This is a genomic window from Dactylosporangium sp. NPDC000244 (assembly GCF_040300725.1).
In the GTDB taxonomy this organism is placed as follows: Bacteria; Actinomycetota; Actinomycetes; order Mycobacteriales; family Micromonosporaceae; genus Dactylosporangium.
On the sequence record NZ_JBEPEH010000006.1, the window covers coordinates 34,834 to 50,248 of the forward strand.

General features: G+C 72.5%; 13 protein-coding genes. 6 read left to right on the forward strand and 7 right to left on the reverse strand.

Going from position 1 to position 15,415, the window contains the following annotated elements; translation table 11 throughout:
• Positions 1-133: 133 nt before the first annotated feature.
• Entirely contained in the window at positions 134-1,528 is a 1,395-nt protein-coding gene (locus tag ABT369_RS10015) for a non-reducing end alpha-L-arabinofuranosidase family hydrolase (RefSeq protein WP_350611368.1), read from the forward strand.
• A 1-nt stretch (position 1,529) separates the two neighbouring features.
• Here the strand turns inward: ABT369_RS10015 and ABT369_RS10020 are convergent, their stop codons facing one another.
• On the reverse strand, positions 1,530-2,096 hold the full coding sequence (locus tag ABT369_RS10020) for a TetR/AcrR family transcriptional regulator (protein ID WP_350611369.1): 567 nt from the start codon (positions 2,094-2,096) through the stop codon (positions 1,530-1,532).
• 102 nt (positions 2,097-2,198) lie between these two features.
• Between ABT369_RS10020 and ABT369_RS10025 the strand changes: the two genes are divergently transcribed.
• Complete coding sequence (locus tag ABT369_RS10025; RefSeq protein ID WP_350611370.1) at positions 2,199-3,269, forward strand: saccharopine dehydrogenase family protein; 1,071 nt, start codon at positions 2,199-2,201, stop codon at positions 3,267-3,269.
• Positions 3,270-3,282: 13 nt separating this feature from the next.
• Here the strand turns inward: ABT369_RS10025 and ABT369_RS10030 are convergent, their stop codons facing one another.
• Both ABT369_RS10030 and ABT369_RS10035 read right to left on the reverse strand, forming a co-directional pair.
• Entirely contained in the window at positions 3,283-5,190 is a 1,908-nt protein-coding gene (locus ABT369_RS10030; RefSeq protein ID WP_350611371.1) for a HAMP domain-containing protein, read from the reverse strand.
• Between the two features lie 187 nt (positions 5,191-5,377).
• On the reverse strand, positions 5,378-6,601 hold the full coding sequence (locus ABT369_RS10035; RefSeq protein WP_350611372.1) for an amidohydrolase family protein: 1,224 nt from the start codon (positions 6,599-6,601) through the stop codon (positions 5,378-5,380).
• A gap of 268 nt (positions 6,602-6,869) precedes the next feature.
• On the opposite strand from ABT369_RS10035, the gene ABT369_RS10040 reads away from it, so the two are divergent.
• Genes ABT369_RS10040 through ABT369_RS10055 form a run of 4 tightly spaced genes read left to right on the forward strand, consistent with a single transcriptional unit; the run spans position 6,870 to position 10,173 of the window.
• Positions 6,870-7,772: a DMT family transporter gene (locus ABT369_RS10040; RefSeq protein ID WP_350611373.1), complete on the forward strand. Its 903-nt coding sequence runs from the start codon at positions 6,870-6,872 to the stop codon at positions 7,770-7,772.
• The gene (locus ABT369_RS10045) at positions 7,769-8,350 is read left to right on the forward strand and encodes a hypothetical protein (protein ID WP_350611374.1); all 582 of its coding nucleotides are present in this window, start codon (positions 7,769-7,771) and stop codon (positions 8,348-8,350) included. Before ABT369_RS10040 ends, ABT369_RS10045 begins: the two co-directional genes overlap by 4 nt.
• Positions 8,347-8,610 carry a hypothetical protein gene (locus ABT369_RS10050; protein ID WP_350611375.1) on the forward strand — a complete coding sequence of 88 codons (264 nt, stop codon included), beginning with the start codon at positions 8,347-8,349 and terminating at the stop codon, positions 8,608-8,610. Before ABT369_RS10045 ends, ABT369_RS10050 begins: the two co-directional genes overlap by 4 nt.
• A 6-nt stretch (positions 8,611-8,616) precedes the next feature.
• Positions 8,617-10,173 (forward strand): pectate lyase family protein, encoded by a 1,557-nt coding sequence (locus ABT369_RS10055; protein ID WP_350611376.1) that lies wholly within the window; start codon positions 8,617-8,619, stop codon positions 10,171-10,173.
• A gap of 76 nt (positions 10,174-10,249) precedes the next feature.
• On the opposite strand, the gene fumC is transcribed toward ABT369_RS10055, so the two are convergent.
• The 4 genes from fumC to ABT369_RS10075 form a co-directional block, all read right to left on the reverse strand.
• Positions 10,250-11,722: a class II fumarate hydratase gene (gene fumC, locus ABT369_RS10060; protein ID WP_350611377.1), complete on the reverse strand. Its 1,473-nt coding sequence runs from the start codon at positions 11,720-11,722 to the stop codon at positions 10,250-10,252.
• A 4-nt stretch (positions 11,723-11,726) separates the two neighbouring features.
• Positions 11,727-13,442, reverse strand: a complete 1,716-nt coding sequence (locus tag ABT369_RS10065; protein ID WP_350611378.1) for an NAD-dependent malic enzyme — start codon at positions 13,440-13,442, stop codon at positions 11,727-11,729.
• Positions 13,443-13,512: 70 nt separating this feature from the next.
• The gene (locus tag ABT369_RS10070; RefSeq protein WP_350611379.1) at positions 13,513-14,184 is read right to left on the reverse strand and encodes a response regulator; all 672 of its coding nucleotides are present in this window, start codon (positions 14,182-14,184) and stop codon (positions 13,513-13,515) included.
• Entirely contained in the window at positions 14,181-15,314 is a 1,134-nt protein-coding gene (locus ABT369_RS10075) for a sensor histidine kinase (RefSeq protein ID WP_350611380.1), read from the reverse strand. Before ABT369_RS10075 ends, ABT369_RS10070 begins: the two co-directional genes overlap by 4 nt.
• Between the last annotated feature and the right edge of the window lie 101 nt (positions 15,315-15,415).

The window sequence follows — 15,415 nt, forward strand, 5'->3', positions numbered from 1 at the left end:
CGCGACCGGTCCGGGGCAACGACCGCGGCCGCGTGGGCGTGCGCCGGTCAGTCTCCGAGGCCTCCCGGCGCCGAACGTGTGAGCGATAACATTCGCGAAATTCGTTTCGTACCTGTCGCCCACGGAGGATCTGATGCAGTTCCCTAGGGTGGTGGCCGCCGCCTCGGCCGCCGGACTCGCCGTCGCCGGGGCCGTCGCGGTGCTCACCGCGAACCCCGCCCAGGCGGCCGCCGGCTGCCGTGTCGACTACGCCGTCGCCAGCTCCTGGCCGGGTGGCTTCACCGCCAACGTCACCGTCACCAACTACGGCGAGGCCGTCGACGGCTGGCGGCTCACGTGGTCGTTCGGCGCCGGCCAGACCGTCACCCAGCTCTGGGGCGGCACGGTCACCCAGTCCGGCGCCCAGGTCGCGGTCGCCAACGCGACGTACAACGGCAGCATTCCCACCGGCGCCAACGTCGCCTTCGGGTTCAACGGCTCGTGGAACGGCTCGAACCCGGCGCCCACCGGCTTCGCGCTCAACGGCGTCGCCTGCAACGGTGCGCCCGCGACCCCGTCCGTCACCCCGTCGAAGACCCCGTCCAGCACCCCGTCGAGCAGCCCCAGCGCCTCCGCGCCGGCTTGCACACTGCCGTCGACGTATCGCTGGACGTCCACGGGTGCCCTCGCGAACCCGCAGTCCGGCTGGGTGTCGCTCAAGGACTTCACCAACGTCGTCTACAACGGCAAGCACCTCGTCTACGCCACCACCCACGACACCGGCTCGACGTGGGGCTCGATGAACTTCGGCCTGTTCAACGACTGGTCCGACATGGCCTCGGCGAGCCAGAACCGGATGTCGTTCGGCACCGTCGCGCCCACCCTGTTCTACTTCGCCCCGAAGAACATCTGGGTGCTGGCCTACCAGTGGGGCGCGACCGCGTTCTCGTACCGCACCTCGAACGACCCGACGAACGCCAACGGCTGGTCCTCGGCGCAGCCGCTGTTCTCCGGCACCATCTCCGGCTCCGGCACGGGCCCGATCGACCAGACCCTCATCGGCGACGGCACGAACATGTACCTGTTCTTCGCCGGCGACAACGGCAAGATCTACCGGGCCAGCATGCCGATCGGGAACTTCCCCGGCAGCTTCGGCTCCAGCTCGACGGTCGTCATGAGCGACTCCACCAACAACCTCTTCGAGGCCGTCGAGGTCTACAAGATCCAGGGCCAGAGCCAGTACCTGATGCTCGTCGAGGCCATCGGCGCCAACGGCCGCTACTTCCGCTCCTTCACCGCCACCAGCCTGAGCGGCGCGTGGACCCCGCAGGCCGCCACCGAGAGCAACCCCTTCGCCGGCAAGGCCAACAGCGGCGCCACCTGGACCAACGACATCAGCCACGGCGACCTGGTCCGCACCAACCCCGACCAGACCAAGACCGTCGACCCGTGCAACCTGCAACTGCTCTACCAGGGCCGCGCCACCAACTCCGGCGGCGACTACGGCCTGCTGCCCTACCGCCCCGCCGTGCTGACCCTGCGGCGCTGACCTACGGCCGGAGCTCCGCCCGCAGGGTCTCCAGCGCGGTTTCGATGATTTCGTACAGCCTGCGGTCGTCGTCGGCGTCGAGCCACTCGGTCACCGACACGTACATCAGGGTGACCGAGGTCTCGGCGAGCAGCGCCGCCCGGGCCGGCTCGAGGCCGCGGGCGCGGAAACCCTCCCGGACCACCTCCGCGAGCGCGGCCCGCTTGTGCAGGTCGCGCTCGCGGAGCCCGGGGTCGGACGCGACGATGGCCCGGCGCTGGCGCAGCGCGGCCTTGCGGCCCTCGAAGTGCGTCTCGGCGACGGTGCGCAGGCCCGCGAGGAGCATCGCCAGCGGCTCGCCGGTCGTCGGGGCGTCGGCCATGAGCTGCTCGGCGAACGCCGGGATCGCGGACTCGTCGGCGAAGAGCACCTCGCGCTTGTCGGCGAAGTGGCGGAAGAACGTGCGCGTCGTCAAGCCCGCCCGGGCGGTGATCGCCGGCACCGTGGTCGCGGCGAAGCCCTGCTCGGCGAAGAGCTCGAGGGCCGCCTGCCGCAGCCGCTCCCGCGCGTCGGGTTGCCATCGTGCCATGACGGAAGTCTAGCGGTGATGACATGGCGTGTCATGGTCGGTATGGTGATGACACGGCGTGTCGTCATCGGGATGCTCGCCGCACCAGGGCGGAGCTGTGTCATGCACGACGTATGGATTCTCGGCGGCACCGGCCGCAGCGCGCGGGCGATCGCCGCCGGACTGCTCGAACGGGGCATCCGGCCGGTGCTCGTGGGGCGGGACGCCGGGCGGCTCGAGGCGGCCGCCGGCGGCCTGCCGACGCTCGTGGCCGGGTCGGTCGCGGCGACGGCGGACGCGATCAGCCGGGACCGCCCGGCCGTGGTCGTCAACACCATCGGCCCGTTCACCGAGACGGCCGCGCCGCTGCTGCGGGCCTGCCTGCCGGCGAGCCACTACCTCGACCTCGCCAACGACCTCGCCGCCGTCTCGGCGACCCTCGGCCAGGACCAGGCGTTCGCCGACGCCGGGCGCACCGCCGTCACCGGCGCCGGATTCGGGGTGACCGCGACCGAGAGCGTCGTGGTGAAGCTCTGCGAGGGCCGACCCGCCGCGCGGCGCGTCCGGGTCGACATGGTGCCCTCGCTGGCCGCGGAGGACGGTGTTCTCGGCGACGCCCTCGCGGGCACGATCGTCGAGGGGCTGCCGGGGGTCGCGGGCGGCGGCCGGTACCAGGGCCGCCGCTACCGAGACGGCCGGCTCGCCCCCGCCCGGCTGGCCGCCGACCCGATCCGCCTGACGCTGCCCGACGGCTCGGTGGTCACCACCGCCGGGATGCCGCTCGGCGAGCTCATGGCCGCCCAGCGGGCCAGCGGCGCCGCCGACGTGCTCAGCGCGTCCAGCGAGGCCCCGGCCGCGCCCGTCATCCGCGCCGTCCTGCCCGCGGCCACGGCCCTGCTGAACCTCGGACCCGTGCGGGCGTTCGCGCGGCGCCGCCTGGCCGCGGTGCGGTTCGCGGCCAGGCCGAAGCCGCGCGAGCACTCGTGGGGCCATGCCGTCGTCGAGTGGCCCGACGGCAGCCGGCGCGAGGGCTGGCTGCGCGTCGGCGAGGCGCAGGCCTGGACCGGGTCGGTGCCGGCCGAGGTCGTCCGCCGCCTGCTGGACGGCGAGGGCCGGCCGGGCGCGTACACCCCCGCGGCCCTGTTCGGCCCGGCGCTGGCCGAGGCGTGCGGCGGCGAGTACCAGCTCTCGTAGGGTGCGCGGCCGGTCACCAGTCGGCGTGCGGGCTTGGGCGGGGGGCGATTTCGAGGGGCAGGTCCGCCTCGAGGGTGGTGCCCCGCCCGGGCGGGCTGCTGATCGAGATGCTCCCGCCCAGCGCGTGGACCCGGTCGGCCAGCCCGAGCAGGCCGTCGCCGCGGGCGGGGTCGGCGCCGCCGGTGCCGTCGTCGCGCACGGTGAGGCGAAGCCTGTCCTCGCGGACCGCCACCTCCAGCCGGGCGTGCGAGGCCCGCGCGTGCCTGGCGGTGTTCGCCAGCGCCTCCGCGGCGATGTGGTACGCCGCCGTCTCAATCGGCTCGGGGAGGCGGCGGTCGAGGCGCGCCAGGATTTCGACCGGGACGTCCGAACGCCGGGCCAGGGCCTTGAGCGCGGGCTGCAGCCCGCGGTCGGACAGCATCGTGGGGTAGATGTCGCGGGAGACCTCCCGCAGGTCGTCCAGCACCCCGTTCAGCCCGTGCGGTACCTCGGACAGGTGCCGCCGCAGCTCCGGCATGCCCTCCGGGACGCCCGACACCGCGTCGCCCGCCTGGATGCTGATCGCGATGAGCTGCTGGATGCCGTGGTGCAGGTCGCGTTCGATCCGGCGCCGGTCCCGATCGGCGGCGACGAGCACCCGAAACCGCGAGGCGGCCAGGTCGCAGCGTGCCCGGGCGTTGGCGACGGCGATGGCGATGAGGTCGGCGAAGTCGGCCACCCGCGCCTCCGCGGCCGGTGCCAGCGGCCACTCGCCGGACACGGTGGCGTTCACGGCTCCCCAGACCCGCCCCTCGACGAGGATCGGGGCCCCGACCGTCCCGCGCACGTGGTGCCGGCGCAGCTGCGCGGCGATGGCGCCCGGGGCGGTGGCGAGGCTGTCCATCCGCGCCGGGCGGCCGGTCCGCCGGACCGTCGCCGTGACGCTGTGGCCGTCCAGGGGCAGCCGCTCGCCGATCGGCATGCCGGTGGCGGCCGACCGCGACACGCCGACCACGGTCGCGGTGCCGTCGCGCTCGTAGCGCATGACGTGCGCGCCATCGCTGCCGATCAGCCGCTCCAGGTCGACGGCGGCGGCGTTCAGGACCGCGGCCGGCGCGGCGCCGCTCGCCACGTGGGTCGCGATGCGCCGTGCCGCGGCCTGTGTCCGGGCGGCGCGTGTCAGGTGCCGCATGCGCCGCTGGAGGGCGTCGCCCATCAGGTTGTACGAGCGGGTGAGGTCGCGGACCTCACCCGCGCCGGTCTCGGGCACGCGGCTGTCCAGCTCACCGCGCGCGAGGCGCCCGGCCATGGCGGCCGCCCGGCGAACCGGCCGGGCGACGGCCCGGCTGGTGTACCCGACGACGGCGCAGCCGAGCAGGACCGCACTCGCCATGCCGGCGACTCCCGCCGTGATCGCCCGGCCGGCGCGCGCCCGGACCAGCCGGTCGTGCTCGGCCGCGAACTGCTGCTCGCTCGCGGCCAGGCGGTCGAGCCGGGCCCGGAGTTCGGAGACCATGCGCTCGTCCTCCCGCAGCGTCGCCGTGCTGCCCGCGGCGGGGTCGCCGCGCCGGGCCGCATCGAGCGCCGGCATCGCGGAGTCGACGAGGTACGACTGGCTGACCCGGGCGACCGCGCGGGCCTGGCGAGCCTGGTCCGGCGTATGGGCCAGCCGCAGCAGCCGCGCGTCCGCGCGGATCAGCCGGGCCCGCGCCTGCTGCCAGGTCACGAGCAATCCCGGGTCCCTCGTGACGAGGAAGCCCCGCTCGGTCCGGTCGAGGTCGAGAATGCACTTTTCGGCCTCGTCTTCGGCGGCCAGCAACTGCGCGGAACGCGCCGAGATCCGATCCGCCTCGCGGTGCTGAAGAATCGAGACGAGCAAAGCGCCGAACATGGCCCCGACAACGATGACGACGACCACGTAACCCACGACGAAGCGAAGCACCAGCCCACCACGCACGGCAGCCTCCGATCGTGATTGCGACTCGATCGCCGCTGTCTCAGGCCCACGATGCGGAAAGAATGCGTCGGCCGGCCGCACCGCTATGGCTGCGAACCGAAACACGCATTCGAGCCATTTTAGTCGGGCTTCGGGTGCCCCGCCCGCGCCGCGACGTGCGCCTGGTGACGTGCTATCGATTCAGCCGGGTGCCCCGCCGCCAGACGGCCCGGGTGTTGAGGGTGTCGGTGATGGTGGTGGTCGGGTCGCCGTCGACGAGCAGCAGGTCGGCGCGCAGCCCGGCGGCGATGCGGCCCCGGTCCGTCAGGCCGAACCGCCGGGCCGGGGTGCCGGTGGCCGCCCGGAGCGCCTCGACGGGGGACAGGCCGGCCTCGACGAGGTACTGCAGCTCGTGGTGCACGCTGGCGCCGTGGGCGAGGCCGCCCAGGAAGGGCAGGGGCAACGCGGCGTCGGTGCCGACGAGGATGTCGACGCCGGCGTCGTGCAGCGCCTTCACCGACGCGAGGACGTCGCCGAGGCGGCCCTGCGGGTAGCGGCCGAAGCTCGAGCGCAGGGTCGCCATCCAGTCCTCGGGCAGCCGGGCGGCGACCCGGGGGTCGTCGGCGAGCGCGGCGCCGGTGATGCCCATCATCGAGGCGTCGAGGACCACGCACGGCACGACGAACGCGCCCGAGGCGGCGATGAGCGCGATGATCGCGTCGGTGTGGGGCTGGTCCATGAACAGGTGCGCCAGCCCGCCGATGCCCGCCTCGATCGACATGCGGGTGGCGTCGAGGGTGAGCGCGTGCGCGACGGTGAGCATGCCGTGCCGTTTCGCGGCGGCCACGCCGGCGTCGAGCGTCGCCTGGTCCAGCATGGGCAGGCCGGGGTGGCCCTCGACGCTGCCGTCGTCGACCATGAACTTGATGTAGTCCGAGCCCGTCTCGACGAGTCTCGGGACGAACGCGGCCGCCTCCTGCGGCGTTGTTGAGAACGGCATCACCGGCGGCGGCCCGGCCGGCGATGCGCCGGGCGGCGGTCCGGGCCGGAAGTCTTTGGGAAACAGCTCGCTGGGGTGCCCGCCGGGCGGCGTGATCCCGAACCCGGCCGAGCGCACGTCGGCGAGGGTGTCGTCGTCGGTGATGCGGGCCCGGTTGGGGCGGGTGTTGGTGCCCTGCATCTCCAGCTCGGTCGTCACCCCGAACCGCAGGGCCAGCGCGAGGCTCGCGGCGTTGGTGTGGACGTGCGCGTCGATGAGGCCGGGCAGCAGCGTCGCCCCGGCGGCGTCGAGCACCTCGGCGTCCGCGGGCGTCTCGCCGCCCACCGCGGCGATGCGCGGGCCGTCGAGGACCACGGTCGTGGCGCCGAGCACCTCGTGCCCGTCGAAGATCCGCGCGTTGATGATGGCTGTCTGCATGGGGTCGCCTGCTTCCGGGAGATGACGTCACGCTCGCCGCCGACGAACATGTATCTGACGAACGTGTTCGTCACGAACGTACATCATGTCGAACGAGTTCGCAACGAACATGTTCGTCGCCACGGGCGCGGCCGGTTCACGGCTGCCGAGGCTTCGGGGTGCTGGCGGCGAAGCAGATCCCGGGGCTCACCCCGCACACCGGGCCGGCCGCCGAGCCGCAGGTCGTCGCGTGGTGTCCGGGGCCGGGGCAGCGGGTAGGCCGGGTGCCATGGTGTACGCGTTGGCCTTGTCCGCAGCGGCGTTCGTGGGGATCGGCAACGCGGTGCAGCAGCGGTCGGCGGCTCGGGCGCCGTCCGGCGCGGTGCTGCACTGGCGGCTGCTGGGGTACCTGCTCCACCAGAGGCTGTGGCTGGCCGGCATCGCCACGTCGGTGGTCGGCAACGTGCTCAGCGGCGCCGCGCTCGGGCTGGGCAGCGTGGCCGAGGTGGAGCCGCTGAGCGTGATGGCGGTGCTGTTCGCGATGGGCGTCGCGGCCGTGTGGAGCCGGTACCGGGTCGGGTGGCGGGAGTGGTCCGGCGCGACCGCGGTGGTCGTCGGCGTCATCGTGTTCCTGCTCGTCGCCCGGCCCGGCCCGGGCCAGGCGGACGCGCCGGTGTGGCAGTGGGCGCTGGCCGCCACGTCGATCGGCGCGATCACGGCCGCGCTCGTGTCGCTGGCCCGGCGGATGCGCCCGCAGCACGAGGCGGCCGTGCTGAGCCTGGGCGCGGGCATGCTCTTCGGTCTGCAGGCGGCGCTGACGAGCACGGCGGCGCGCCGGCTCTTCGACCGCGGCCTGCTGCCGATGCTGGTCGACTGGACGCCGTACGCCGTCGTGGTGATCGCGGTCATCGGCATCCTGCTGGCCCAGAGCGCGTTCAAGCTCGCCCCGCTGCCGGTCTCCTACCCGCCCGTGGCCGCAGCGGAACCGCTCGCCGGCGTGGCCATCGGCATCGGGGTGCTGGAGGGCACGATGCGGATCACGCCGATCGCCCTGGTCATCGAGATCGTCGCGCTGGCGATGATGACCGTGGGCGTCTACGCCCTCGCCTCCTCCCGGCTGGTGGAGGCCCACCACCACGCGCACCACCGCCCCCACCTCCCACACCGGCACCGGCACCCGCCTCGCGCATGACGCCGGGGCTCCTCCGGGCGGTGCTCCGCCGGCTCGACGCGGTCTTCGGCGGGGCGGCTCGGACCCGAATCGTGCTGATCTTCGGGGGAGTGCTGGCGCTGGGCTCGGCGGACATCGGCATGGTCGGCGCGCTCGCCCGGCCGCTGGAGGCCGCCTTCGGCATCAGCCACACCGGGCTCGGCCTGCTGGCGACGGTGTCCTCCGGCGTCGGCGCGCTCGCCGGCGGCCTCGTGCTGTCCTGGCGCTACGGGTTCGTGCTGCTGGCCGCGGATGGTGCCGGGTTGGCCGCCGCGATCCATCGATGGCTGCCCGAACCGGCCCGCGGCGGACCCAGCCGCGTGCGAGCCGGCGACGCCGAGATCCCGCACGCCGCGCCCGCCACCCCGCGCCGCACCGACACCGGCACCGGCCCGCACCGCATCACGGCCGGGCAGGCGGCACGCCCGTTGGCCGAACCTTCGCCCTGCTCCTGCGGTGTCGTACCATGCTGCGGCTCGCGGCCGAGGCGGGCGCCCCGGTGCTCTTCGGCCTCCTCGCCGACTCGATCGCGGGCGTGGTGGGCACGGCCAGGGCGATGAACCTGCGCGACACGTTCCTGCTGATGGTCGTACCGCTGCTGGCCAACGGCCTGGTCATGCTCCGGGAGCGGCGGACCTGCACCCTCGCCGACGGGACTCATGTCACCTGCGAAACTTTCATGGGCGTCAATCAACCGCTGCAACAATCCTGCACACGTCGATCCATTGACTTCTGCTCGGCCTGGCGCCAGTTTGATGAGGAATGCGCTTTCCTGACGGCCGCGGGAGTAGCGACACCCCATCGAGTGAGACGAAGGTGAGCGAGGATGAGACGACCAGTCGCGTTGCGGCTCCTGGCGGTCGGTGCGGCGGGCGCCGCCACGGCGATCGGTGTGGCCCTGGTGGTACCGCAGGCGTCGGCGGCGACCGGCGGCGTCACCGGGTACGCGACCCAGAACGGCGGCACCACCGGCGGCGCGGGCGGCCAGACGGTCAAGGCCACCACCGGGACCGCGATCCACACCGCACTGTGCAACCGGGCCTCGAGCAGCACCCCGATCATCATCCAGGTCGAGGGCACGATCACCGTCGGGAACACCGCCAAGGTTTCCGGCGACAGCTGCAACACCGCCGCCGGGGTCATCGAGCTCAAGCAGATCAGCAACGTCACGATCGTCGGGGTCGGTGCCGGAGCCGTCTTCGACCAGATCGGCATTCACATCCGCGAGTCCAGCAACATCATCATCCAGAACGTGACCGTGCAGAACGTGAAGAAGTCGGGCTCGCCCACCTCGAACGGCGGCGACGCCATCGGCATGGAGAGCAGCGTCCACAACGTCTGGGTGGACCACAACTCCCTGCTGGCGTCGGGCGGTGAGGACCAGGGCTACGACTCGCTCATCGACATGAAGGCGGGCACGAACTACGTGACCGTCTCGTACAACACGCTGCGCAACTCCGGCCGGGGCGGGCTGATCGGGTCCAGTGACAGCGACACGGGCAACGGGCCGGTGACGTTCCACCACAACCTGTACGAGAACATCGACTCCCGCACGCCCCTGCTGCGCGCGGCCACCGCGCACATCTACAACAACTACTACGTGAGCCTGAACAAGTCCGGCATCAACCCGCGCGACGGTGGCAAGGCCAAGGTCGAGAACAACTACTTCAAGAACTCCCAGGACGTCCTGGGCACGTTCTACACCGACCTGATGGGCAGCTGGCAGGTCGCCGGCAACATCTTCGACAACGTCACGTGGACCAGCCCCGGCACCGAGAACCACCCGGCGGGCCCGAACGTGCAGTCCAACACCAGCATCAGCATCCCCTACGCGTACAGCCTCGACGCCGCCAGCTGCGTGCCGACCGTCGTCACGCAGACCGCCGGGGCCAACAAGGGCCTGCAGGTGTCCAGCGGCTCCTGCACGGTGACGACGCCGACCGCCACCACGCCGGGGCCGACCGCCAGCGCCAGCCCGACGCGGACCGCGAGCCCGACCCCCACGCAGTCGCAGCCCCTGGGCACCAACCTGAGCATCGGCGCCGGCGCGGACGGCTCCAGCAAGGCGAGCGGGACGAGCTACGGCAACGTCATCGACGGCAGCCTCAGCACCTACTGGTCGCCGTCCGGCACGACCGGCGACATCTCGGTCAAGTGGAGCTCCGCCAAGTCGATCTCCAAGATCAACATCCGCGAGGCGTCCGGCTCCGCCGGTGCCATCGGCTCCTGGCAGGTCATCAACGCCGACACCGGCGCCGTGCTGAAGTCCGGCAGCGGCGCGGGCGTCATCAGCTTCACGTCGACCTCGTTGAAGAAGATCACGTTCAGGATCACCGGTGCGTCGGGGACGCCCAAGGTCGCCGAGTTCGAGACCTACGCCTGAGCACCCCGCGGGCCAAGGGTGCGGTGACCGTCGAACGCGGCGGTCACCGCACCCGCATCTGACCCGAGACGGTGCTTCACCTGTTCGGTCCGACGTCGGCCACGCCCGCATGGGTGAGGAGCTCGGGCACGACGATCCGCTCGTACATCTCGTCGCTCACGCCCCGCCGCCGCGCCGCCTCCTTGAGGGTCAGGTCGTCGTCGATGGCGAGATGCGCGATCTCGGATGCCTTGTCGTAGCCGATGACCGGCGACAGCGCGGTGACCATCATGACCGAGCGTTCCACGTTGTGCCGCAGCCGGTCGCGGTTGAGCTCGAGGCCTTCGACGAGAAACTCGCGGAAGTGGTCGGCGGCGTCGGCGAGGATGCGGATCGAGTGCAGGACGTTGCTGATGACGACCGGGCGGAAGGCGTTGAGCTCAAAGTTGCCCTCGTTGCCGCCGATGGCCACGGCGGTGTCCGATCCGAGCACCTGGACGCACACCATGAGCATCGCCTCGGCCTGGGTAGGGTTGACCTTGCCGGGCATGATCGAGGAGCCGGGCTCGTTGGCCGGCAGGATCAGCTCGTGCAGGCCGGTGCGCGGGCCGGAGCCGAGCCAGCGCATGTCGTTGGCGAACTTGAACAGCGCCGTGGCGATCCCGCGCAGCGCGGCCGACGTGCGCACCAGCGCGTCCAGGGAAGCCTGGGCGGCGAACTTGTTGGGCGCGGTGACGAACGGCCGGCCGGTCAGCTCCGCGAGCACTTCCGCGGTGTCCTCGCCGAAGCCGGTCGGGGCGTTGAGGCCGGTGCCGACGGCGGTGCCGCCCATCGCCAGCCGGTACAAACCCCGCATGGTCGAGGCGAGGTGCTCGACGGCGTCCTCGAGCTGGGCGGCGTAGCCGGACCACTCCTGGCCGACGGTGAGCGGGGTGGCGTCCTCCAGATGTGTCCGGCCGACCTTCACGACGTCGGCCCACTCCCGGCTCTTGACCGCGGTGGCGTGGTGCAGCCTGGCGAGGGCCGGCAGCAGGCGCTCCTCGATCGCGGTGATCGCGGCGATGTGCATGGCGGTCGGGAAGGTGTCGTTGGAGGACTGCCCCATGTTGACGTCGTCGTTCGGGTGGACCGGGGTCTTGGAGCCCAGTTGCCCGCCGGCGAGCTGGATCGCGCGGTTGGAGATCACCTCGTTGACGTTTATGTTGGACTGGGTGCCGGAGCCGGTCTGCCAGACGTACAACGGGAACTCGCTGTCGAGTTTGCCGGCGATCACCTCGTCGGCCACCCGTGCGATCAGGCCGGCCTTCCACTGCGGCATCCGGCCGGCGCCGGCGTTGACGATCGCCGCGGCCTTCTTGACGTAGCCGTAGGCGTGGTAGACCGCCTTGGGCATGCGGTCGTCGCCGATGTCGAAGTGCACCAGGGAGCGCTGGGTCTGCGCGCCCCAGTAGCGGTCGGCCGGCACCGCGACCGGGCCCAGCGAGTCGGTTTCGGTGCGGGTGCCGGTGGCGTCGATGCCGATCGGCACGTCGCGCACCTCGGGCCCGCCGCTCGGCTTGCCTGCGGCCATCTCGTCACCCGGCCTTCACGGGACGGTACTCCGGCTGCCACATCGCGCTCTGGACCTGCTGTACCGGATCGGTGAGCTCGACCCGGGCCAGGCCCTCGTCGGCGGCCCGCTTGGCCACCGCGACCGCGACGGTGGCCGACACCTCCCGCAGACGCTCGACGTGCGGCAGCAGCGACGCACCGGGTGTGCTCACGTCCGCCAGGCCGGCGACGGCTTCGGCGGCGGCCGCGAACATCCCGTCGCTGATTCGCCTCGCCCCGGCCACGATGGCGCCGAGGCCGAGCCCGGGGTACAGCAGGGCGTTGTTCGCCTGCCCGATGCCGTAGTGGACGTCTTGGTAGGCGACCGGCGGGACCGGGATGCCGGTGGCGATCAGGCCGCGGCCGTCGGTCCACGGGATGAGCCGGTCGGGCATCGCCTCGATGCGGTCCGTCGGGTTGGACAGCGGGAAGATGATGGGCCAGTCCACGTGTCCGGCCATCTCCCGGACGATGTCCTCGGTGAACGCGCCGTGCACGGTCGAGGTGCCGATCAGCATGGTCGGCTTGACGTTCGCGACGGTCTCCCGGAGCCCGATGCGCCCGTCGCGCCGCCAAGAGGCGACCTCGCCGGCCGCACGGGCGTACGGGGCCTGGTAGTCGCGCAGGTCGGTCATGTCGTCGGTCAGCAGGCCCTGCTTGTCGACACACCAGACCTGCCGGGTCGCCGCGTCGCGGTCCGCACCGTCGCGGACCATCGCGTCGCGGAGCTGGTCGGCGATGCCCACCCCGGCGGTACCGGCGCCGAAGACGACGATCCGCTGGTCCCGCATCCGGGTGCCGGCCACCCGCACCGCGCTCAGCGCCGCGGCGAGCACGATCGCGCCGGTACCCTGCATGTCGTCGTTGAACGTGCACATCCGGTCGCGGTAGCGCTCCAGGATCCGCCGGCCGTTGCTCGGCCCGAAGTCCTCCCAGTGCAGCAGCGCGTTCGGGAACAGCTTCGTCGCCGCCCGCACGTAGGCGTCGACGAACTCGTCGTAGCGCTGCCCGCGCTCCCGGGCGTGCCGGTTGCCGAGGTAGTCCGGATCGTTGAGCAGCTCCTCGTTGTCGGTCCCGACATCGAGCGCGACCGGAATCACCCGGCCCGGGTCGATGCCGGCCGCGGCGGTGTAGACGGCCAGCTTGCCGACCGCGATGTCGATGCCGCCGGAGCCCCAGTCGCCGATCCCCAGGATCTCCTCGGCGTCGGAGGCCACGATGAGGTCCACGTCGTCCGCGCCCAGCCCGGCGTCGGCCAGCGCCTGCTCCACCCGGTCGGGCTCGTCGATCGACAGGTACACCCCGCGCGGGCGGCGGTACTCGTGGCTGTACCGCTTGATCGCCTCACCCACGGTCGGGTCGTAGACGATCGGCAGCATCTCGCGCAGGTGCTCGGCCAGCACCCGGTAGAACAGGACCTCGTCGTTGTCCTGCAACATGGCCAGGAAGATGTTCTTGTGCAGGTCGGAGGGCTGGTGGTGGTACTGCTCGTACACCCGCCGCACCTGGTCGTCCAATGAGAGGATCGCCGGGGGCAGCAGGCCCTCGAGCCCCAGCGCGGTCCGCTCCTCGCGGGTGAAGGCGGTGCCCTTGTTCAGCAAGGGTGTGTCGAGCACTTCCACGCCCCGCGCCGTGGTGACATACGCGCCGTTCTCCGACCGGAACCGCCGCCTCACGGCGACCCGCGTGCCTACGGTCATCGATACGCCTCCGGTTCCTCCCGATCACCTCGCAACGCCGGTCTCACTACCCCCTGGCGGCGAGGAATCGTCACGCGGTCGGATGAAACGGGGCGGAGCCGGGGGAGACCAGGCCGGTCTCGTAGGCGAGGACGACCGCCTGGGCCCGGTCGCGGAGGGCGAGCTTCTGCAACAGGTGCCGGACGTGGGTCTTCACCGTCGCCATCGAGATCACCAGTTCCGCGGCGATGTCCGTGTTCGACAGGCCGCGGCCGATGAGCTGGAGGATCTCGCGCTCGCGGGGAGTCAGGTCGGCGAGGCCGGCGAACGGCGGCGGAGACGGTGGGCGGTTGACGTAGTGGCTGACCAGGCGGCGCAGCACGGTCGGGGCGAACAGGGCGTCGCCGGCCGCCACGACCCGCACCGCCTCGACCAGCTGCTGCCGGCCGACGTCCTTGAGCAGGAACCCGCTGGCGCCCGCCCGGAGGGCCGCGAACACGTGCTCGTCCAGGTCGAACGTCGTCAGGATGAGGACCCTGGTGTCGAGGCCGGCGTCGACGATACGGCGGGTCGCCGCGATGCCGTCGGTCCCGGGCATCCGGACGTCCATCAGCACCACGTCCGGCCGCAGGCGCTCCGCCTGCGCGAACGCCTCGGCGCCGTCCACGGCCTCGCCGACCACCTCCAGGCCGGCGACCTCGAGCACGAAGCGGAGCCCGGAGCGAACGAGGTCCTGGTCGTCGGCGATGAGGACGCGCGTCATGCCGCCTCGATCGGCAGCAGGGCGCGGACGGCGAACCCACCGTCCGCGGCATTGCCGGCCTCCAGGCTGCCGCCGTGGATCCGCACCCGCTCGCGCATGCCGACCAGGCCGTGCGCGTCGGGCGAGGGCACACTGCGGGCTCCGGGGCCCCGGTCGCACACCTCGATCCGCAGCGCGTCGGGCAACCAGTGCAGGCCGACCGTGACCGGCGCGCCCGGGGCGTGCTTGGTCGCGTTGGTCAACGCCTCCTGCACGATGCGATACGCGGACAGGTCGAGACTCGGCGGCAGCGGTACCGGCGTGCCGTCCACGGCCAGATCCACCGCCTGGCCGCCGTCGCGGGCCCGGTCCACGAGCGCGGGCAGCTGGGCCAGCCCCGGCAGCGGCTCCCGGTCCGGGTCACCGGCGTCGGCGCGCAGCACCCCGAGGAGCCGGCGCATCTCGATCAGCGCCTCGACGGCGGAGCCGCGGATCACGGCGATCGGGCGCTTCGCGAGCGCGGGATCGTATTCGAGCGCCGCCTCCGCGGCGTCGGCCTGCACCGCGATGACGCTCACCGCGTGGGCGACCAGGTCGTGCAGCTCCCGGGCGATCCGGGCGCGCTCGTCCGCGACCGCCGACCGCTCGCGCCGGTCGCGCTCCTGTTCCAGATGCCGGGTCAGCTCCTCCAGCCGGCGGTTCCGGCCGCGCTGACGGCGCACCAGCACCCCGACCGCGGCCGGTGCCAGGACGACGAGGACGGCGCCGACGTATTCCCCGACGATCACCCCCTGCATGGCGGAGCCGGCGATGCCGAAGATGGTCCCGATGAGGACCGTCGCCGCCGCCAGGTGCCGGTCGTTCACGTATGCGGTCACCGCGTAGAAGAGCAGCACCGCGGCGGGGTAGCCGACCAGCAGGAATCCGTCGGTCGGAATCAGCCAGACGGCCGAGCCGACGAGCGCGGCAACCACCGGATGGGTCCGGCGCCAGGCGATCGGCGCGGTCGAGCCGAGGGCCACGAGCGCGCCGATGGGGGCGGCGGCGATCGGCAGGAACACGAGGACCTGCGCCAGCGCGACGGCCGCCAGCAGCGTCGCGACCACCCTGTCGGTGGTCCCGAGCTGCACGAACCGCCGCCATGGTGACACGTGGCCACGGTAGGCGGTCCGCTCGTGGCATGTCATCAGCCCCTGGGCTGAGCTCGCTCTCGGCCCACCGGATCAGCCGCGGTTCCGCCCGTGGGTCGATG

Bases quoted from the DNA above. Each gene is read 5' to 3' on its own strand.
- ABT369_RS10020 (WP_350611369.1), bottom strand. From the start codon at position 2,096: ATGGCACGATGGCAACCCGACGCGCGGGAGCGGCTGCGGCAGGCGGCC.
- ABT369_RS10045 (WP_350611374.1), top strand. From the start codon at position 7,769: ATGACGCCGGGGCTCCTCCGGGCGGTGCTCCGCCGGCTCGACGCGGTC.
- ABT369_RS10040 (WP_350611373.1), top strand. From the start codon at position 6,870: ATGGTGTACGCGTTGGCCTTGTCCGCAGCGGCGTTCGTGGGGATCGGC.
- ABT369_RS10035 (WP_350611372.1), bottom strand. From the start codon at position 6,601: ATGCAGACAGCCATCATCAACGCGCGGATCTTCGACGGGCACGAGGTG.
- ABT369_RS10025 (WP_350611370.1), top strand. From the start codon at position 2,199: ATGCACGACGTATGGATTCTCGGCGGCACCGGCCGCAGCGCGCGGGCG.
- fumC (WP_350611377.1), bottom strand. From the start codon at position 11,722: ATGGCCGCAGGCAAGCCGAGCGGCGGGCCCGAGGTGCGCGACGTGCCG.
- ABT369_RS10050 (WP_350611375.1), top strand. From the start codon at position 8,347: ATGAACCTGCGCGACACGTTCCTGCTGATGGTCGTACCGCTGCTGGCC.
- ABT369_RS10055 (WP_350611376.1), top strand. From the start codon at position 8,617: ATGAGACGACCAGTCGCGTTGCGGCTCCTGGCGGTCGGTGCGGCGGGC.
- ABT369_RS10015 (WP_350611368.1), top strand. From the start codon at position 134: ATGCAGTTCCCTAGGGTGGTGGCCGCCGCCTCGGCCGCCGGACTCGCC.
- ABT369_RS10070 (WP_350611379.1), bottom strand. From the start codon at position 14,184: ATGACGCGCGTCCTCATCGCCGACGACCAGGACCTCGTTCGCTCCGGG.
- ABT369_RS10065 (WP_350611378.1), bottom strand. From the start codon at position 13,442: ATGACCGTAGGCACGCGGGTCGCCGTGAGGCGGCGGTTCCGGTCGGAG.